This window comes from Sphaerospermopsis sp. FACHB-1094 (assembly GCF_014696195.1).
GTDB classification, from domain to species: Bacteria; Cyanobacteriota; Cyanobacteriia; order Cyanobacteriales; family Nostocaceae; genus Sphaerospermopsis; species Sphaerospermopsis kisseleviana.
The window spans coordinates 1-19,609 of sequence record NZ_JACJPT010000056.1; the positions used below are offsets into that span (position 1 = coordinate 1).

General features: G+C 34.3%; 16 protein-coding genes. 13 read left to right on the forward strand and 3 right to left on the reverse strand.

What is annotated here, in order from left to right; translation table 11 throughout:
• On the forward strand, nucleotides 1–184 hold a 184-nt coding region (locus tag H6F47_RS16790; protein WP_190650132.1), incomplete at its 5' end, for a DegT/DnrJ/EryC1/StrS family aminotransferase.
• A 22-nt stretch (nucleotides 185–206) separates the two neighbouring features.
• On the opposite strand, the gene H6F47_RS16795 is transcribed toward H6F47_RS16790, so the two are convergent.
• The gene (locus H6F47_RS16795) at nucleotides 207–350 is read right to left on the reverse strand and encodes a hypothetical protein (RefSeq protein WP_190650166.1); all 144 of its coding nucleotides are present in this window, start codon (nucleotides 348–350) and stop codon (nucleotides 207–209) included.
• Nucleotides 351–376: 26 nt separating this feature from the next.
• Here H6F47_RS16795 and H6F47_RS16800 point away from each other — a divergent pair, with 26 nt between their 5' ends.
• The gene (locus H6F47_RS16800; protein ID WP_190650134.1) at nucleotides 377–967 is read left to right on the forward strand and encodes a hypothetical protein; all 591 of its coding nucleotides are present in this window, start codon (nucleotides 377–379) and stop codon (nucleotides 965–967) included.
• A gap of 262 nt (nucleotides 968–1,229) precedes the next feature.
• Here the strand turns inward: H6F47_RS16800 and H6F47_RS16805 are convergent, their stop codons facing one another.
• Nucleotides 1,230–4,310, reverse strand: coding sequence for a hypothetical protein (locus tag H6F47_RS16805; protein WP_190650136.1), 3,081 nt, complete (start codon nucleotides 4,308–4,310; stop codon nucleotides 1,230–1,232).
• 56 nt (nucleotides 4,311–4,366) lie between these two features.
• Nucleotides 4,367–4,567, reverse strand: a complete 201-nt coding sequence (locus tag H6F47_RS16810; protein WP_190650138.1) for a hypothetical protein — start codon at nucleotides 4,565–4,567, stop codon at nucleotides 4,367–4,369.
• A gap of 1,219 nt (nucleotides 4,568–5,786) precedes the next feature.
• Here H6F47_RS16810 and H6F47_RS16815 point away from each other — a divergent pair.
• The 11 genes from H6F47_RS16815 (at nucleotide 5,787) to H6F47_RS16865 (ending at nucleotide 19,539) form a co-directional block, all read left to right on the forward strand.
• Complete coding sequence (locus H6F47_RS16815; protein ID WP_190650140.1) at nucleotides 5,787–6,242, forward strand: TEK-like protein; 456 nt, start codon at nucleotides 5,787–5,789, stop codon at nucleotides 6,240–6,242.
• Nucleotides 6,243–6,476: 234 nt separating this feature from the next.
• The gene (locus H6F47_RS16820; protein WP_137667259.1) at nucleotides 6,477–6,929 is read left to right on the forward strand and encodes a TEK-like protein; all 453 of its coding nucleotides are present in this window, start codon (nucleotides 6,477–6,479) and stop codon (nucleotides 6,927–6,929) included.
• A gap of 161 nt (nucleotides 6,930–7,090) precedes the next feature.
• On the forward strand, nucleotides 7,091–7,495 hold the full coding sequence (locus H6F47_RS16825) for a tetratricopeptide repeat protein (RefSeq protein WP_190650142.1): 405 nt from the start codon (nucleotides 7,091–7,093) through the stop codon (nucleotides 7,493–7,495).
• 139 nt (nucleotides 7,496–7,634) lie between these two features.
• Nucleotides 7,635–8,405 carry a glucose-1-phosphate cytidylyltransferase gene (gene rfbF / locus H6F47_RS16830; RefSeq protein ID WP_190650143.1) on the forward strand — a complete coding sequence of 257 codons (771 nt, stop codon included), beginning with the start codon at nucleotides 7,635–7,637 and terminating at the stop codon, nucleotides 8,403–8,405.
• A 3-nt stretch (nucleotides 8,406–8,408) separates the two neighbouring features.
• Nucleotides 8,409–9,389, forward strand: a complete 981-nt coding sequence (locus tag H6F47_RS16835; RefSeq protein ID WP_190650145.1) for an NAD-dependent epimerase/dehydratase family protein — start codon at nucleotides 8,409–8,411, stop codon at nucleotides 9,387–9,389.
• Between the two features lie 2 nt (nucleotides 9,390–9,391).
• Nucleotides 9,392–10,726, forward strand: coding sequence for a lipopolysaccharide biosynthesis protein RfbH (rfbH, locus tag H6F47_RS16840; RefSeq protein ID WP_190650147.1), 1,335 nt, complete (start codon nucleotides 9,392–9,394; stop codon nucleotides 10,724–10,726).
• Between the two features lie 357 nt (nucleotides 10,727–11,083).
• Nucleotides 11,084–11,551, forward strand: a complete 468-nt coding sequence (locus tag H6F47_RS16845) for a DUF29 domain-containing protein (RefSeq protein WP_190650149.1) — start codon at nucleotides 11,084–11,086, stop codon at nucleotides 11,549–11,551.
• 123 nt (nucleotides 11,552–11,674) lie between these two features.
• Entirely contained in the window at nucleotides 11,675–13,471 is a 1,797-nt protein-coding gene (locus tag H6F47_RS16850) for a bifunctional GNAT family N-acetyltransferase/PLP-dependent aspartate aminotransferase family protein (protein ID WP_199291191.1), read from the forward strand.
• 19 nt (nucleotides 13,472–13,490) lie between these two features.
• The gene (locus H6F47_RS16855) at nucleotides 13,491–14,300 is read left to right on the forward strand and encodes a transketolase (protein WP_190650151.1); all 810 of its coding nucleotides are present in this window, start codon (nucleotides 13,491–13,493) and stop codon (nucleotides 14,298–14,300) included.
• On the forward strand, nucleotides 14,297–15,223 hold the full coding sequence (locus H6F47_RS16860) for a transketolase C-terminal domain-containing protein (protein WP_190650153.1): 927 nt from the start codon (nucleotides 14,297–14,299) through the stop codon (nucleotides 15,221–15,223). Before H6F47_RS16855 ends, H6F47_RS16860 begins: the two co-directional genes overlap by 4 nt.
• 68 nt (nucleotides 15,224–15,291) lie before the next feature.
• Nucleotides 15,292–19,539, forward strand: a complete 4,248-nt coding sequence (locus H6F47_RS16865) for a glycosyltransferase (RefSeq protein ID WP_190650155.1) — start codon at nucleotides 15,292–15,294, stop codon at nucleotides 19,537–19,539.
• Nucleotides 19,540–19,609 lie beyond the last annotated feature (70 nt).

The following is a 19,609-nucleotide window of genomic DNA, read 5'->3' on the forward strand; positions in this document are numbered from 1 at the left end:
GGTGACTGGTGACTGGGGACTGGGGACTGGGGACTGGGGACTGGGGACTGGTGACTGGGGACTGGGGACTGGTGACTGGGATTTAAAGGAAATTGTTGAATTTGCCCAAAAACATGATTTATGGTTAATAGAAGATAACTGTGATGCTTTGGGAAGCCTTTATCAAGGGAAATTAGCTAGTTAATCATTTGCTAACTTTCGCTAACTTAAAAACTTTCCAAACAACCTCTAATATACGAAGCTAGACGAGTGATATCATCAAAAACATTGGTAATTGGTAATTGGTAATTGGTAATTGGTAATTGGTAATTGGTAATTGGTAATTGGTAATCGACATGAGAATAAATCAATATCTGGAAATAGAGGATGAAAATCAATGACAATCAAAATCAAGACAATCAAAATCAAACCTATTGCTCATCTTGAAGTGAAGGGCTTAATCTTAACTTTTATACTCACAGCTTTCATATCTGAAACTGCCCAAGCTCAATCTATCCCCACGATCAATATTCCTACCATAACAGCACCAAATATCTCTGTTGTTAAACCATCAATTAACATCCCAAAACCTAACATCCCAAAACCAACTGTCACAATTCCCAATGTAACTCCATCTACACCTACTGTACCAGTTCCCAAAGCCGCTCAAATCACAATACCATCAGTTATTGAGGTCAATGGTACAGCAAATAATACACGCCCTAGCTTTGTTTCTGCTATCAAGGAAGACAGTAGTTCAAATCAGATTAGTACAGGAAGAGGAAGTACCACAATTAATATTCCCCCTGCTAATCTTCCTATTCCCCCTGCAACTACAACAGTATCTACTATTAATGTAGTTTTACCCTCTACAAAGATTGTTCCTGTTGCAGATGTCAATTTTAATGTCACCACAACTGACATTCCTTCTCTTGGTTCTCTGATCAACACTGTTAATCTCTCCTTCCCATTACCAGTTTTAGACTAATTTTTGGTTGATTTGATTAATTTTTCCATCAATAGACCTCTCCGAAAAAGATGTAGGGACAATTCATAAATTGTCCCTACCAAGGGTTTCAGGTTATGAGTAGAAAAACCTTGGACTTTGTTGGTTTTTACCTCGTTTCAAAATACAAAAAACTCCTTGATATCCTCGATCTCCTGACTCCTCGTTCGCGACTTGTACTGAGCCTGTCGAAGTAAGCGTGGCGAAGCCATTCTCCTGACTTCTTGAACTTCTTAATATCCTTCTAGAAATTAAATTCCATATTCAATTGCCCTCTAAAACCAAAATCATTATGACCTAACCTAGAATTAATTACCAAACCAGAATTAGGACTTTTATAGCGAAATATCATTCCATTGTGAGGATCTTCTGCTTGACTTTCAAATCCTCTCACAGTAGCCAGAGAATAATTTGTATAGTAAGGACCAATAGTAAAAGTTCCTATTTCTTGATCTCTAATCATATCATAAGTAGCTTCAATTTGGTAGTAAGATGGATTACCAAAAGAAATAGAACCATTAACATTAAACCCTACGTTATGGGAAAAGTTGAATAGAAAAAAAGTACCAATATTGCCAAAGTTACCAGATTTAACATTAGAATTGAGCATTTGTGGGGTATAACTAAACACCGGATAAACAGTGATATTAAAATCTGGTTTGACAAACTGAAATATATGCCCTAAAGAAATACCAGATAAATTCAAACTATTATGATTAGTGTTATAACTTAATGAAAAAAATGGTGAATTAGCTATAATCGTGTGCCATTGCTTCTTTTCATCATAAAATATATTCGTAAAATCAACCTTAGCTGCAAATTTCAACATTCCTCCTATGGAACTTTCCTCTGTAATATTAGGAATTAATTTACCTAAATTATTATCAATCATCGGTGCAGAATCGGGAAATAAATTAAACCATGTTCCCGCAGATAAAGCATAACTAAAATTATTAATACTTCCAGACGCTGTTAGTTCAACTGCTGGTAAAAAAAGATTTCCAGCATAAGAAGATGTTTGGATATCTCTTTGTCGAAACGTACTCAGTTTTATCCGTCCAAAATATGAATCATAAATTCTTCCCGGACCCAAGAAAGGAACAGCAGTAAACAGATTAGCTAAATTATTAAATACATAAGATTGATCAAATAAAACTTTTCCATCGGAAGTTTCACCACGAATGAAAGTAACTTCAAAGGTTTCCGGTGCATTAATTTGAGTTAAATTTGTGGGGATATTAACTCCAGTATAAAGTATTGGACCCAAATCAATAGGACGGACAAAATCTATTACTACAGGAGTTTCAGGAGTCCAAGGTTCTATTGTTTGTTCCATAAACTGCACACTTCTTTTATAAAGACCTGTTCTCAATTGCAATAATAATGAACTGTCTGGAGTAATATTACTAGCAAAAGTATAACTTCCTGAAACTTGGGAAAGATTGCTATTAGTATTTCCATAATTAAGAGTATCATTTAACCGTTGGTTCATCTGTCTACGTTGTTGAGATGTAGCTTTTGTATTTAAAGTAGCTAACGGTTGCAAATTATTATATTTCTTTTTAGCTTCACTAATAGTTTCATTCAAATTACCGGGATTAATAACATTAAATACGCTACCAAATATTAAACCTAAGCTAGCGTTTTTAGTTTGATTAAAATCAGTATTTTTCCATTGATTTGTAGTTATAGATAACCCAGGATTAGCAAAAACATTTAAATAATTTAATTTAATTTTTTCTGGATCATAGTGCAGTAAAGTTCGGTTATGTGACCAACTTAAAGTATATCTATACCAATCTAGATTTTGAGGTTCTATGATATTTAAAGTGGCAATTTCAGGATTTTGTTGACCCAAGTTATACCACATCAAAGAATTAAGATAATGAAAATCTCTTTGTTCCCTAGTTAAAAAAGGATTGGTGAGAACTGCCACAATATCATTGTTATCACTTTGATCAAGTTGTAAAGTTTTAATTCCCGGAGAAGAACTAATCGGAGCGTTAAAAGCATATCCCTCTTTAGTGAAAAAATCACCTAATGTGAGTCCCGCAGCTTCTAAATTTTCCCGGGGTATAATACTGCCAATTTCCAACTTCACACCATTATTTAATAAAGGTTGTAAATTGACAGTGGGAAAACCTTGTAAAAATTTTGGTGCATTGGTAGCATCTAAATTACTAAATAAAGAACCTCCTCCCTCAAGTGCATTTGTGGTTGCTTTGCGGGTATCATTTATGGGAATAAATTTTTGAATAAAACTACCATCAGATCGGGTTATATTAAAATTAAAACTGGCATTATCAGCTAAACTAGCTCCCGGTGGTAAGACAATTTCCCCAGCACCGCTAATAATATTCACATCATTGAAATTGATATTCCCAACTAAATCTTGAAGAACAATAGGAAGTCCAAATACTGATTGCATTCCCCAAAACACTGTAGACACTTTTCCAATTTGTCTAATTTTTTGTTGATTAGAACGACCTTGATAACCAACATTGAAATGCCTACCTTCAGTTTCAATCACTACTCGGTTGCCATCCAATACCCAATAAAATTGTTCATCATCGGGATAATAAGAAATATTCGCTGATTTAATAGTAAGATCATTAAATTCTCCTTGCTGGAAACGATTACCTGCTGTAAATTTATCTAAGTCAAAACTGAATTGAGAATAAAAATCAAATTTTAAATGTTGAAAATTTCCAGGATCAATAATTAGTTTATCACTTGTATTTACCAAAAATGGATATCTTGATGCACTGTTATCTAACAAGTTACGCATCAAGGTTCTCAATATTTTTTTATTTTCTTCTGGTGTTAATTGTGATTCATCTTCTGGTTTTTGTTCTGGTTTTTGTTCTGGTTTCTTTTCCGGTGTCTCCTCTGGAATAGGTACAGAGGGTAATTCTTTGGGAATTACAGGCACATTTGGCTCAAGTGGATTCAATTGTGCTTGATTTTGATTATTAATCGCTTGTACGAGTAAATTGTTTACTGGTATTACAAGGTCACGTTTAATTAGATTTAAATTAGATAAATCAGAACTAATAGAATATTGTGTATCTATATTTTTATTATGGTAATCATTAGTAACTACTTTAGTTTCATAGTTAGATAGTGCCGAAGAATTGTTATTCTCTTTGTAAGTAGAGATTTCTACCGACAAATTTTCTTCTGTAGGGGTTGGTTCGTCTAAATCAACATTTGGAAGCTCATTAACCTTTTCCTCCTCAGTGGCAATAGCTTTGATTGGTAACAGTGCCACTGTTGACAAAGTCAAGAAAATTCCAGCATTCCAGAAAATGTTTTTTCTCTCCATGGACTATTCTGCATTTAATTTGTATAACTCTTGCGGGCAGGACTTGTACTGAGGGGTTACTGATAAAGTCTTTGTGTGAAGACTGGTGACTGGTGACTGGTGACTGGTGACTGGTGACTGGTGACTGGTGACTGGTGACTGGTGACTGGTGACTGGTGACTGGTGACTGGTGACTGGTGACTGGTGACTGGTGACTGGTGACTGGTGACAGTTTCAGTTATCTGTGATCCGCCAATTTTTTGATTTCTCAGCCCCAAAATGCACAGTTTTTTTGATCTATTCTTCAAAACCCTTGCACTAATTTGTTTCTTTATTAACCTGTAACCCTTGATATATCTTGCTTTTCTCCTTATTCATCATGTTCTTATTCATCAAGCCCTACTGAGATTGTTAAAGCCTATACTGAGCAATTTGTACTAAGCGAAGTCGAATTAAATCAAATTACGCCAAAGAGGATGTTTGAAAAGTATCTCATGGTGTATCTAATATCTTCAGATCCTCCTCTGAAAAAGGGGGATTTTGACTTTATTTTCCCCCTAATTAAGGCTCACAAGGGTTGGTATTTTACTAAGTATTTACATTGTCGTGACGGCAAGAATTGGGGGACAAAGAAGGACAGTGGACCAGAAAGGAAAACCGTAAAAATAATGTACGATCAGTAATAAAAACTGACGTTCAACAGACCTTGTATTGAGCGAAGCCGAAGTACATTTTTCGTATAAAATCTTTCTTGTCTAGAATACCTCCTTGTCTTCCAGATCTTGTTTTCACAGATAATTAAGGGGAATTAGGGGATATCACAGCAAGTCTCTAAAATCATCATCCAAAACTTTTAAAACAACAGCTAATAACCGTTGTTGATTTTAATTATACCAATTTGTTGTCCAATTATTATAGTGATGTAAATACAGATTTTTTTCACGGGAATCAATAAAGTATAAAAATCATATTACGTAAGTACACAATTGAACGAACAATTACTTAAATAAATCCTCGTTAAAACTATTTACTCAAAGCGTCAAAACCTTACTTTTGCAAGCTATTTGAACTATCACAACCTTAGTTGGTATGATAAAAAAACTGAGAATTAGATTATACTTTTAATCGGTATTATTAAGAAATGCTATAGTTTTTTTTAAGTGAAGTTACATCAAAAAAATGTTCAAATTTCAGTATTTTCACGTTGACAAAGGTGAAAATAACAGTGTACTGTATTAAATGTAAATCCTTGCTCAATACCCCCAAGTATCTAACGTCAATTCCGTACAGTATCAAGCATTGTATTTCACATAGATGCAACGTGCTGTATATCAGGATCTATGACTAAATAGGTCTTGGTTTTATCCTGTTAGAAGAAGTGTCTGAATTTCACAAGTCCCAAAAAAAAGCAATTCTTAAATCAAGAATAAGGCAAAGTTTTGGTAGTTGATAGATTCATAGATTTTTTGAGTAAAAAAAACCAGGAGTGTACAAATTATGAAGGCTAAATCTAATAAGACATCGAAAGCTGCTGCTATTGCATCTCTGTTAGCAGGTGGCGCAGTTACCGGTTCATTTATCGCTGCTGAACCAGCTAAAGCTCAATTCGTCGGTGCTGATTCCCAGTCTAGAGTATCTGCTGCTGTCACCAGTGTTTTATCTAACGGTGTCACTAACAGCTTTGCTGCGGAAGTCGTATTTCCCCAAAATGATGTTCAACCAACTGGTGCGGCTACAGTCAGTGTTACTTATGCCACTGTCGGTACTGACCCTAGTAATGTAGCGATTACAACAGCTAATATAAATGCCGCGACATTAAGTTATAGTACTGCTTTAACAGTTGAAGCTGCTACTGCTCGTGCTGTTGATGCAGCCCGAAGTGCTTCTCGTTATGGCGATGTTATCGGTATCGTTAAATCTTGGCAAAGTGGCGGTTCTGCGGCATTAGACTAATTTAAGGAAGGTTAGCGATTCCTACTACTAAAAGGGGAAAGCAGGAATCGTCAACCACCTTGATGGGACATAATGCAGGAAAATTACGGCGCTATATCCTTCATCCCCTGTAGGTCAACCGGGGGATGACCTGATTTTATGCTGAATTTGAGTTAATGTCTGCGATCTTTTCTCCAGATGGGAAAATACAAGTTGGGAAAGGTTGGGATAGTCAACAACTAGAGTGTCCCAACCATGAACACCAACTTTACGCAGACGTTAAAAATATCTGTTGTTCAATTTTTATTGGTGGGGGGAGCAGTTGTCACCTCATTGATTGCAGATAAATCTGCTCAGGCTCAGTTTATCGGTTTTGATTCCCAATCTAGAGTTTCTGCGGCAGTGACGAGCGTTTTATCCAATGGTACAACTAGCAGTTTTGCATCAGAAGTTGTATTTCCGCCAAATTCTATTGGTCCTAGTGGTCAACTGACATTAACAATTCATTATGGTGCTGTAGGCCATGATTCCAGTCAGGTGACAATTACCAGGGGAAATTTGAATGCTGGAACTGTTAATTATACAGATAATTCCATTCAAGGGGCGATCGCTCGTGCCATTGATGCTGCCATTATTCATCGTCGTTTTGGTGACATTATCGGCATTGTGAAATCATGGCAAAGTGGTGGTTCATCTGCTCTAGATTAATGATGTTGGGAAATTAACCAATTTATGAAAATACCTCTCTCTTGATATGAGGGAGGTTTTATCAGCCCAGTTTCACTAATTTTCACAACTAGCAAATAACCGGGGCGTGAGGCTAAGAATATTTTAATGTTAATCACCATTCTTAAAATATCTTAAAATATATGACCATTTCTGAAAAAGAATACTTTGCCAAACGTAGTAAACAAATTGAAAAACGTAAACGAATTTTAACAATAGTTTCCATAGTTTTATTTTTCGGTTCTATTGCTTTTGGGGGTATCAGTACGTTATTATCATCACTATCATCGGCGAAACAGCAACCTCAGCAATCCGCTACTGAGTCAGTGACAACGCAATTGCAAAAACAGGCACAGGGTTATGAATCAGTTTTACAACGAGAACCAAATAACCAAGTAGCATTAGAAAAGTTATCTATTATCCGGGTAAAGTTGGGAGAATATGAAAGAGCGATCGCACTGATAGAGAGACTGGTTCAGTTGTATCCTGATCGGCAGGATTATAAAACTGTGCTGGCTGAAGTGAAGAAAAAAAACACAGGAAAATAATCAACTTGCTAAATAGGTAATTGGTAATGTTTCTTAAAAGTATTTGTTTACACTCAAGTAATTTTTCCGAAATTTAAACCCAAACGCTATCTATATAGTCTATGTAGGGTTATACAGTTTATCGGTTAAAGAGAAAAAAATGAAAGTTGTAATTTTAGCTGGAGGGTTGGGAACTCGTCTGGCGGAAGAGACAGAAATTATACCAAAACCAATGGTGGAAATAGGCGATCGCCCCATTCTTTGGCATATCATGAAAATCTATGCTCATTATGGATTTAAAGATTTTTATATCGCTTTAGGTTACAAAGGCGACTATATTAAACGTTATTTTTTAGAATATTACAATCTTAATTCAAGTATGACCATTAATTTACGGGATGGTCATGTAGATGTTCATAATAACACTGCTGAGGATTGGACTATCCACCTGATGGACACAGGTTTAGAAACCATGACAGCAGGTAGAGTCAAAAGATTACAGCCTTGGTTAAATAATGAAAATTTTATGGTAACTTATGGGGATGGAGTGGGTAATATAAACATTAAGGAGTTATTAGAATTTCATAAATCTCACAAATGTTTGGCAACTGTAACTGCTGTTCGTCCTCCTGCTCGTTTTGGTAGTTTAAAATTTAAAGGTGATTTAATAGATGAATTTACCGAAAAACCCCAAGCTGGAGAAGGTTGGATTAATGGTGGTTTTCTAGTATTTGAACCAGAAATTTTTGACTATTTAAAAGGAGATGATGAAGCATTAGAAGTTGCTCTCTTAGAAAAATTATCTCATGAAGGACAATTAGCTGCTTATCGTCATTATGATTTCTGGCAGTGTATGGATACTTTAAGAGACAAATACAGATTAAAAGATTTATGGGATAGTGGTAAACCCCCTTGGAAAATATGGAATTAATTTATGACTAATACTTCTAATTTTTGGCAAAATAGACCAGTTTTTATTACAGGTGGAACAGGATTGCTAGGAGGTTGGTTAGTTCAATATTTACTAAATGCTGGTGCGGATATAGTTTGTTTAGTCAGAGACTGGATTCCTCAAAGTTTTTTAGTACAAAGTGGAGTATTAGAAAAAGTTAAGGTTGTTAGAGGTGATATTGTTGATCAATGTCTGATCCAAAGAATTTTAGAAGAGTATGAAATTGATACAGTTATTCATTTAGCTGCTCAAACCGTTGTCGGAGTAGCCAACCGTAATCCTATTTCTACTTTTGAAACTAATATTGCTGGTACTTGGCGTTTATTGGAAGCTTGCCGTTATAGTTGTACAGTTAAACAAATTGTAGTAGCATCATCAGATAAAGCCTATGGACAACAGACACAATTACCCTATGATGAAAAAACTCCCTTGCAAGGTACACATCCTTACGATGTTAGTAAATCTTGTGCTGATTTAATTACTCAAGCTTACGCTAATACTTATAATTTACCAGTAGCGATCGCTCGTTGTGGTAACTTTTATGGTGGGGGTGATTTAAACTGGAGTCGTATTGTCCCCGGAACTATTCAATCTATATTGAACGGAGAACCTCCACTCATCAGGTCTAATGGTTTATTTGTGAGAGATTATTTATATGTAGAAGATGGTGCTAGAGCTTATATGTTATTAGCAGAATCCTTATCACAGCAACCTGATTTAATTGGCGAAGCATTTAATTTTTCCTTGGAAATCAAACTCACAGTTTTAGAATTAGTAGAAAAAATCCTAAAATTAATGGGTTCAAATTTGCAACCCCAAATTTTAAATCATGCTAGTCATGAAATTACCCATCAATATTTATCTAGTCAAAAAGCCAGAAAAATCTTGAATTGGTATCCTTTATTTGATTTAGAGACAGGATTAGAGAAAACAATTAACTGGTATCAGGAGTTATTAAAATAATCATGAATCAAAAAAAACAAGAGTTACGAGAAAAAATTATTCACTTGGTAGCAGAATATTACACAGAGGCATTTCCGCAAAAAGAATTTATTCCTGGAGAAACACCTATAGCAGTATCGGGAAAAGTATTTGATCAAACAGAACTGCAATATTTAGTAGATTCTTCCCTTGATTTTTGGTTAACAACAGGACGTTTTGCTGCCGAATTTGAAGAAAAATTTGCTCACTGGTTAGGAGTTAAACATTGCTTATTAGTTAATTCAGGTTCATCAGCTAACCTCTTAGCATTAACCGCTTTAACTTCGACCGAATTAGGAGAAAAACGACTAAAGCCAGGAGATGAAATAATTACAGTAGCTGCGGGATTTTCTACTACAGTTAATCCTATATTTCAAAATCAATTAGTACCTGTATTTTTAGATATAGAATTACCCTATTATAACATAGATATAAATCAATTAGAAGCAGCATTGTCTAAGCGTACTCGCGGAATAATGATTGCTCATACATTAGGCAATCCTTTCAATTTAAAGGAAATTGTTGAATTTGCCCAAAAACATGATTTATGGTTAATAGAAGATAACTGTGATGCTTTGGGAAGCCTTTATCAAGGGCAAAAAACCGGAACATTTGGACATATAGCCACAGTTAGTTTTTACCCGGCGCATCATATTACGATGGGAGAAGGGGGAGCAGTATTAACTAATGATACAAAACTCAAAAAAATTGTAGAATCTTTTCGAGATTGGGGTAGAAGTTGTTGGTGTGTTCCAGGAGTAGATAATACCTGTGGTAAAAGGTTTGCATGGCAATTAGGGGAACTACCCTTTGGCTATGATCACAAATATACTTATTCCCATGTTGGGTATAATTTAAAAATGACCGATATGCAAGCATCTGTAGGATTAGCTCAACTCCTAAAATTACCCCAATTTATCGAAAAAAGACGGGAGAACTTTAATTTTCTCTACCAACAATTATCGGATTTACAAAATGTATTAATTTTACCAGAACCTACACCAAACTCAGAACCAAGTTGGTTTGGATTTTTGATTTCAGTCAAAGAAAATGTTGGGTTTAATCGTTATGAGTTGGTAAAATATTTAGAAGAGAATAAAATTACTACTAGGTTATTGTTTGGAGGTAATTTAATTAGACAACCAGCATATAAAGACTTAAAATATAGAGTAGTGGGGGAATTGAAAAATACTGATTATGTGATGAATCATAGTTTTTGGGTTGGAGTATATCCAGGACTTGATCAAGAAAAGTTAAGTTTTATGACTACCCAAATACGAAAGTTTTTTCAAAGCAGAGAAAATTATGTTAATCTTTAACTAAGGTTAAATAGGGGTTGCTGAGAAAGTCTTTCCGTGAGGGCATAGGAGTCAGGAGTCAGGAGTCAGGAGTCAGGAGGAGATTTGAAAATTTCTTTGCCATCTCTTGAAATCCCAAAAAATGCACACTTTTTCCGGTATACCCTTCAAAACCCTTGCACTAATTTCTGTGTTTATCAGCCTCTAACCTTTGATATATCAAGGTTTTAGGTTTATTCAGCAAACCCTAAATAAGTCAAGATGATACTTATGACAAAATTAAAAAGTAAGTTAAATGAAAAGTTAGATTATGTTTAAAATGTAGTTAGGACAAATAATGATACTGATAACGTATAATTAACTATCAAGGAGAAAAATATGAGAGCAGAGTTAAAAAACAAAATTAAAAATTTATATGATGCCGACTATAATCTTTGGGTATTAGAGACAGTTAAACAGTTAGAAAATCGAGATTTAGATTCTTTAGATTGGGATAATTTAATTGAGGAAGTTTTAGATTTGAGTAAAAGGGATAAACGAAAAATAGAAAGTTTGTTAATGAGATTGATTGAACATTTACTAATTTTACAATATTGGGAAGGGGAAAATGAAAGAAATAGAGGACATTGGCAAAGAGAGATAACTAATTTTCGCAAGCAAATTAAAAGATTATTAGCAGATAGTCCTAGTTTAAAAAGTCACTTAGAGATGAAGTTAGACTTATGTTACAATGATGGAAGAGAATTAGCTAGTCAACATTCTCAACTTCCCTTAAATACTTTTCCTGAAGAAGCGATCGCTACTCTGGAAAAAATTTTAGATGATCATTGGTTTGCTAATACATAACATAAGTTTATTGTGTGTATATAGCATTTGCCAAGCTAGTGAGTTACAGGTTTTTTCTATTTTTAGGGAAAAGGTAATAAGGGAATAATGATTTATAAACTCTATAAGAAGGTTAAAACTCTTATGTCAATCAAAAAAACAGATACTCGCAAAATAGAAATTTATAAAAAAACAATTAAAGATACTTTTCAGTTTCTGAAACAAACTAGAAGGTTTGATGATTTATTATCTAAAAATATTCCTTTATTGGAAGCAGAAGGTTTTTTGGTTCCTATTTGTGAACTGCATAAAAATGATGAAAGATTAATCAATCAACTATCTCAATGGAGAACAGAAAATACTTTCGCCTATCCTAGTCAGTTTCCAGTCACGATAGAAGGTACAAAAAAATGGCTTGATGAGAAGTTATTACAGGTAGAAGATAGAATATTATTTCTGATTTTAGATCAACATGGTCAAAATATAGGTCATCTGGGATTTGCTAATGCAATTAATGATTATTGTGAAATTGAGTTAGATAATGTTTTAAGAGGGATAAAAAATATCTATCCGGGGATTATTAGTAGCGCCGTAATAACTTTAATTAAATGGGCGCAAGAAACATTAAGTGTTGAGACTATTTCATTAAGAGTATTCAGTGATAATGAAAGAGCAGTTAATTTTTATAATAAATTAGGATTTAAAACTGATAAATTAATTCCATTGAGACTTCATCAGACTCAAAATACTAAAGTCTATCAGCAAATGTCAGAGAATGATAGATTAACACCTGATCAACATTTTTTACGCATGATTTATAAACCTAATCAAAGCGTAGATAAAACCCAAATGATTTTAACAGCAGGTCCATCAGTGTCAGCAAAAGAAATGAGTTATGTCATGGATGCTGCGCGTAATGGCTGGAATTTTAAACACCGAGACTATATTAACAAATTTGAGCAAAGTTTTGCTCAATATTTAGGAGTAAATCACGCGCTAACAACTAACAGTTGTACCTGTGCTATGCACTTAGCTTTAGTGACATTAGGGATAGGTCCAGGAGATGAAGTAATTGTACCTGATATAACTTGGGTAGCTACAGCAAATGCTGTGGTTTATGTAGGAGCAACTCCTGTTTTTGCAGATATTGAGGCTGATAGTTGGTGTTTAGATCCGGCTTCATTTGAAGCAGCAATTACAGAAAAAACTAAAGCAGTGATGCCAGTTCATTTATATGGGCATCCAGCTAGAATGGATAAAATTATAGAAATAGCTAGAAAATATAATTTATATGTAATTGAAGATGCTGCACCAGCACTTGGAGCAGAATGTTTAGGGCAAAAAGTCGCCACTTTTGGAGATTTTGCAGCCTTTAGTTTTCAGGGAGCAAAATTATTAGTAACAGGAGAAGGAGGAATACTGGTAACAAATAATGAAGAATTATATAAAAAAGCTTGGGCTATTTGGAATCAAGGTTGTTTACCCGGTACTTTTTGGGTAACGCAGAATGGATATAAATATCGGATGTCTAATATGCAGGCCGCTTTTGGTTTAGGTCAACTTGAAAGAATTGATCAATTAATTGAAGCCAAAAGAAGAATTTTTTCTTGGTATGCAGAAGGCTTGCAAGACGTATCACAAGTCAGATTAAATTATGAAACTGACTGGGCAAGAAGTATATATTGGATGAGCAGTATTTATATAGATGAAAATGCCGATATTAGTAGAGATAAATTTAGAGAAGAATTAAAAAAAAGGAATATTGATACTCGTCCCGTGTTTCCGGCTATTAGTCAGTATCCTTTTTGGTTGCAAAAACAAGATCCTCAACCTACTGCTGTAAGAGTTGGTAATCAGGGGGTTAATTTACCTAGTGGAGTGTGTTTACAGCAGGAACAAGTAAATTATATCTGTAAAAGTATTAAAGATATTTTTCGCTGAAATTAAAACATATAAAGATATGGTACATACAATTAATCTGGCGCGAAAATTGCGTTTACAGACATTAAAAATGGTACATAAAGCCAATGCTTCCCACATTGGTAGCTGTTTGAGTATGGCAGATATATTGGCTGTTCTCTATGGAGAAATTCTCAACATTGATCCTAATAATCCACAATGGCAGGAGCGCGATCGCTTTATTCTCAGTAAAGGACATGGCGCAGCTATTTTGTACGCTACCCTAGCTGAAAAAGGGTTCTTTCCCTCTCAATGGTTAGATGATTATTCCCAAAATGGCTCAAAACTAACAGGTCATGTTAGTCATTATGTCCCTGGAGTAGAAGTATCTACAGGATCTTTAGGTCATGGTTTACCTATTGGTTGTGGTATAGCTTTAGCGGGAAAAAGAGATAATAAGTCCCATCGTGTATTTGTTTTATTAAGTGATGGGGAATTAGATGAAGGTTCAAACTGGGAATCATTCTTATTTGCTCCTCATCATCAATTAGATAATTTAGTAGCAATTATTGACTATAATAAAATCCAGAGTTTTGGCACAGTTAAAGAAGTTTTAGATTTAGAACCTTTAAAAGCAAAGTTTGAGGCTTTTCGATGGTCAGTTAAGGAAATAGATGGACATAATCATCAACAAATAACCGATACCTTGAAACAAATCCCTTTTACGAAAGGAATTCCTAGTATAATTATTGCTCATACTATTAAAGGTAAAGGCATCAGCTTTATGGAAAATCAACTAGCGTGGCATTATAAATCTCCTAACGCTGAACAATTAACCCAGGCTATTGCAGAATTAGAACTAAAAATATGAGAACAGCTTTTATTAAAACTTTATGCGAATTAGCCAAGACTGATGAGCGTATTTGGTTACTCTGTGGAGATTTGGGTTATTCAGTCTTGGAAAGTTTTGCTCAAAATTTTCCTGAACGCTTTGTTAATGTCGGCGTAGCCGAACAAAATATGATTGGTATTGCTACTGGGTTGGCATTATCAGGAAAAGTAGTATTTATTTACTCCATTGCTAATTTCCCTACTTTGCGTTGTTTAGAACAAATCCGCAATGATATCTGTTATCACAATGCTAATGTAAAAATAGTTTCTGTTGGTGCAGGTTTTACTTATGGTTCTCATGGCTACACACATCATGGCATTGAAGATATAGCTATTTTAAGGACTTTACCAAATATGACAGTCATTGCTCCTGGAGATCCCCTAGAAACGGAGTTAGCAACCAGAGCTATGTTAAACTTAGACAGTCCATGTTATATGCGATTAGGCAAAGCTGGAGAACCTATAGTACATCTAACGCCACCAGAATTTAACATTGGGAAAATGATTCCCGTGCAAACTGGGAAAGATGCTTTATTGATTAGTACAGGAGGAATGTTACCGATAGCCATATCTACGTCACAACAAGCACTCAATCATAACTTAAAAATTGCCGTTTGGAGTTGTCCTTTTATTTCTCCAATAGATGAAGAAAGTGTTATTCTTGCAGCCTCTCAGTTTACCTTAATTATTACTTTAGAAGAAGGAACAACTAAAGGAGGATTAGGTGGGTCTATAGCGGAAATTATGGCTGCTTTACCAAACAGACAATCTATTTTAATAATCCAAGGCACAAAAGATAAAATAGTTTCCGATGCTTATAGTCAAAAAGAAATTAGAGATTTAATGGGATTAAACCTAGAATCTATTATCAAGGAGATAGCTAAAAGAGTCGGTAATATTTGATATAAGTCGGTTTCAGAAAAACAGAACTAAACAAAAATAAAATTTTTCAGGAGGAATTAGTGAATAACATGAATAAACCTTTATTTTCAATAGTTATACCCACCAGAGAAAGACATCAAACTCTTTTTTACTCTATCCAAAGTGTTCTAGAACAGAGCTATTCTAATTTTGAATTGATTATCATGGATAATTGTAGTAGTGAAGAAACCTACAATGCAGTTCATCACTTTAATGATAGTCGGATAAAATATTTCCGATCAGATACAAGATTATGGATATGGGATAACTGGGAATTAGGTATATCTAAAGCTAATGGAGACTATATATTTGTTTTAGGAGATGACGATGGTTTAGTTCCTGATGGCATAGAGTATGCTTATAAATTATTGCAAGAATTTTCTTGTGATATTGTTTCATGGCATCGTCCTCAATATTGGTGGCCAAACGAGGAAATAACATGGAACTCTCAAAGGCTTTTTATTCACTTTTTGCCTATATTGGGTCAAACATTTCTGCATGATTCTCAAACTATATTAGAACAATTTTACGAAAACTTATATTTTGAAAATTTACCAATGATCTATAATTCTTTTGTCAGCAGAAAGATTATAGAGAAAATTAAAGAAATTTCATCAGGTAAATACATAACCAGAAGCACTCCTGCTGGTGATGTTTATTCTGGAATCGTAAATGCTCATATCGTACCTAAATACATATACACGTACAGGCCTATTTCAATTGCCGGAATTTCACCAAAGAGTTCTGGTACATCAACTGCATACTTAAGCAAACATTCACAAGTTAGAAGCTTTACCTTTAAAGAAGGTGGATTTGAGGAGAATAAATCTTTTCATCCTTCATTAATTCCGTCTCAGAGTATAGAAATTTGTGTGGCAACTACTGCAATTGATGTACATGAATTATTTTTCCCTGAGAACAATAAATTCAAGTTAAAAATACATAATTTATTGCAAGTAATGGCATCACAAATCAATAGAGATCCGAGCAGTTATGAACAGGTATTTAGAGAGATAGAAAGTTTAGCAAAAAAACATAATATTTCTTTAACGGAACTTAATATACCACCAAGAATGCAAGAAGATCCTCCTTCATTACAAGGTATTTATAAGAATGAGCAGGGAATACCAAATTTTATGGTAATTAATTGTGAAGAAATTGGGGTTTCTAATGTAGCTCAAGCTGCTAAATTAACTCAAAGCCTATTGCCTAAATTAGATCAATTAATTTTACCTGTTTTTAATTCTCATTTAAAACAAAGCTTAAAATTAAGTTCAGACCTGAAAAATAACCGAAAAATAAAAATAGCACTAGATATTTCTGTATTGGGTTTAGGTACTATTTTAGAAACAGCTAAAACAGGAGTTTTTAGAGTTACTGAATATCTTTTAAAGGGCTTGCTAAAATCATCTAATTGCCAAGTTTATTTATGTACAAGTATACCTGAATTATTTGATGCTTGTCAAAATTATATCAATGAAAATTTATCAGATGGAAATATTTATTTATTTCAGTTATCAGATTTACAATATCAAGATATAGATGTCTATCACTCTACTTATTATCCCTTACCTAGTAATATTTATTCTGCAACTAGAATCATCACAGTTTATGATTTAATTCCTATTATTTTTCCAAATCATAATTCAGAGCATATTATTAAAAATACTATTGATAGTATAGGTAGAAATGACTTAGTTTGTTGTATTTCCAAATCCACAAAACAAGATATCTCTAATTATAGAACAAATATTAACCAAGAACAATTATTCGTAACATATTTAGCGGCTGACAACAACAAATTCTATCCTTGCAATAATCAGAAATTAATCATTAAAAGTAAAGAAAAATACAATATACCAGATCAACTCTATCTTTTAAGTCTATCAACTTTAGAACCCAGAAAAAATATAGCTCATGTTATACGATGTTTTTTGAAATTAATTAAGGAACAACACATTAATGATCTTAATCTAGTATTAGTAGGTGCAAAAGGATGGCAATATGAAGAAATTTTTGCAGAAATAGACAGAAATCAAGAATTACTAAATCGAATTATTGTTACTGGGTATGTTCCTGATGAACATTTAGCTCCTTTGTATTCTGGTGCATTAGCATTCTTATATGTATCTTTATATGAAGGATTTGGCTTACCACCACTAGAAGCGATGCAATGTGGAACTCCTGTGATTACTTCTAACACTTCCTCTTTACCTGAAGTGGTGGGTGATGCGGGAGTTATGCTTGATCCACATGATGAAAAAGGGCTTTGTGATGCCATATTTAAATTATATTCTGACCCCGAATATAGAGAAAATCTAGCTAGGAAATCTGTTCAACAAGCTCAAAAATTTAGTTGGGATAAATATATTGAAGAAACTATAAAAATATATGAGTTAGCTAAAGAAACAAGCAAAAACTTACCGCTTCGCAATATTTTAATTGATGGTGTATTCTTCCAACTACTTAAAAGAGGAATTGCTAGAGTCTGGAGATCCCTGCTACAAGAATGGGCAAATACTGAATTTGCTAATCATATTTTAGTCTTAGATCGTGCTAATACTGCACCTAAAATCAATGGTATTCGTTATCGTACCATTCCCCCTTACGATTACAACAATACAGCAGCAGATAAACAGATGCTCCAGCAAATTTGCAATGAAGAAGGAGCAGACTTATTTATTTCTTCATACTACACCACGCCAATTACAACACCATCTGTATTCATGGCTTATGACATGATACCAGAAGTAATGGGAACAGATTTGAATGATCCCGTGTGGAGAGAAAAACATCACGCTATAAAACACGCATCTGCATATATAGCCATTTCCCAAAATACAGCCCGTGATTTGTCTAAATATTTTCCAAATATAGCTGTACAATCTATTACTGTTGCCCATTGTGGCGTTAGCAATGCTTTTACACCAGCCAACCCACTACAAATCAATACATTTAAACATAGATATGGCATCAATAAACCATACTTTTTATTAACAGATAATTTAGCTGATTACAAGAATCCGATTTTATTCTTAAAAGCTTTCTCAAAACTCCCCAACAGCTACGAATTTGATATTATTTTTACTGGTTTTGGTGGAGTGTTTCCACCAGAATTGAGAGATTATACCTCTGGCAGTGCTGTACATCAATTACGACTCAGTGATGAAGAATTAGCAATAGCTTACTCTGGTGCAGTAGCTCTAGTTTATCCTTCTAAATATGAAGGTTTTGGAATGCCCATAGTAGAAGCAATGGCTTGTGGTTGTCCTGTAATTACTTGTCATAATAGTTCAATGCCAGAAGTAGCGGGAGAAGCCGCTATATATGTCAAGGAGAATGATGTGGATGCAATGGCCAATGCTTTAACTTCAGTGCAGAATCATAATTTACGCACATCATTAATTACAGCAGGTTTAGCCCAGGCGCAAAAGTTTTCCTGGACAAAAATGGCAGACAAAGTAAGTTCAGCATTGATAAATGCAACTCTCTTGTCATTAAAACTCAGAGATATTAACTTAATCATCTTCCCCGATCCCACACAATCAGAACAGTCTATTTATCAAGACTTGATCAACGTCATTACCGCTTTAGAAGATCATCCTCATAGTGACAATATTACCTTACTCATCAACGCCAGTAATTTTCCTAGCCAATTTACACAAGCATTCATGGATAATTTGTGTAACCAAGATGAGGAAGAAACAGCAGGATTAGAAATTTCCCTAGTCGGTAAATTATCGCCTATGCAGTGGGAATCTCTGTTACCTCAACTGACTGCTAGAATTGTTTTAACACAGGAAGATCAACAAACACTAGAACAATTGCCAATAAATCAATTGCAATCATGTGAAGTTGAAAGTTTAAATTATCAACTATCTATTCTCTTAACAGAAAGCCTTAAACAAAACCTACGTCTGAGAGATATTAACTTAATCATCTTCCCAGAACCCACACAATCAGAACAATCTATTTATCAAGACTTGATCAACGTCATTACAGCTTTAGAAGAACATCCTGATAGTGACAATATTACTTTACTTATCAACGCCAGCAATTTTCCTAGCCAGTTTACACAAGCTTTCATGGATAATTTGTGTAACCAAGATGAGGAAGAAACAGCAGGATTAGAAATTTCCCTAGTCGGTAAATTATCGCCTATGCAGTGGGAATCTCTGTTACCTCAACTGAGTGCTAGAATTGTTTTGAACAACGAAGACCAACAAGCACTGGAACAAGTGCAACTGGAAAACTTGACATCTTACCAACTTGATAATTTAGACAATCAACAATTTTAACTGATTGTTTTTTAACTGATTGTTTTTAACTGATTGTTTTTAACTGATTGTTTTTAACTGATTGTTTGCA

Excerpts from the sequence above, each read along its gene's own strand:
- H6F47_RS16845 (WP_190650149.1), top strand. The coding sequence starts at position 11,084 with ATGAGAGCAGAGTTAAAAAACAAAATTAAAAATTTATATGATGCCGAC.
- H6F47_RS16850 (WP_199291191.1), top strand. The coding sequence starts at position 11,675 with ATGTCAATCAAAAAAACAGATACTCGCAAAATAGAAATTTATAAAAAA.
- H6F47_RS16825 (WP_190650142.1), top strand. The coding sequence starts at position 7,091 with ATGACCATTTCTGAAAAAGAATACTTTGCCAAACGTAGTAAACAAATT.
- H6F47_RS16860 (WP_190650153.1), top strand. The coding sequence starts at position 14,297 with ATGAGAACAGCTTTTATTAAAACTTTATGCGAATTAGCCAAGACTGAT.
- H6F47_RS16800 (WP_190650134.1), top strand. The coding sequence starts at position 377 with ATGACAATCAAAATCAAGACAATCAAAATCAAACCTATTGCTCATCTT.
- H6F47_RS16805 (WP_190650136.1), bottom strand. The coding sequence starts at position 4,310 with ATGGAGAGAAAAAACATTTTCTGGAATGCTGGAATTTTCTTGACTTTG.
- H6F47_RS16835 (WP_190650145.1), top strand. The coding sequence starts at position 8,409 with ATGACTAATACTTCTAATTTTTGGCAAAATAGACCAGTTTTTATTACA.
- rfbF (WP_190650143.1), top strand. The coding sequence starts at position 7,635 with ATGAAAGTTGTAATTTTAGCTGGAGGGTTGGGAACTCGTCTGGCGGAA.
- H6F47_RS16820 (WP_137667259.1), top strand. The coding sequence starts at position 6,477 with ATGAACACCAACTTTACGCAGACGTTAAAAATATCTGTTGTTCAATTT.
- H6F47_RS16855 (WP_190650151.1), top strand. The coding sequence starts at position 13,491 with ATGGTACATACAATTAATCTGGCGCGAAAATTGCGTTTACAGACATTA.
- rfbH (WP_190650147.1), top strand. The coding sequence starts at position 9,392 with ATGAATCAAAAAAAACAAGAGTTACGAGAAAAAATTATTCACTTGGTA.
- H6F47_RS16865 (WP_190650155.1), top strand. The coding sequence starts at position 15,292 with ATGAATAAACCTTTATTTTCAATAGTTATACCCACCAGAGAAAGACAT.
- H6F47_RS16815 (WP_190650140.1), top strand. The coding sequence starts at position 5,787 with ATGAAGGCTAAATCTAATAAGACATCGAAAGCTGCTGCTATTGCATCT.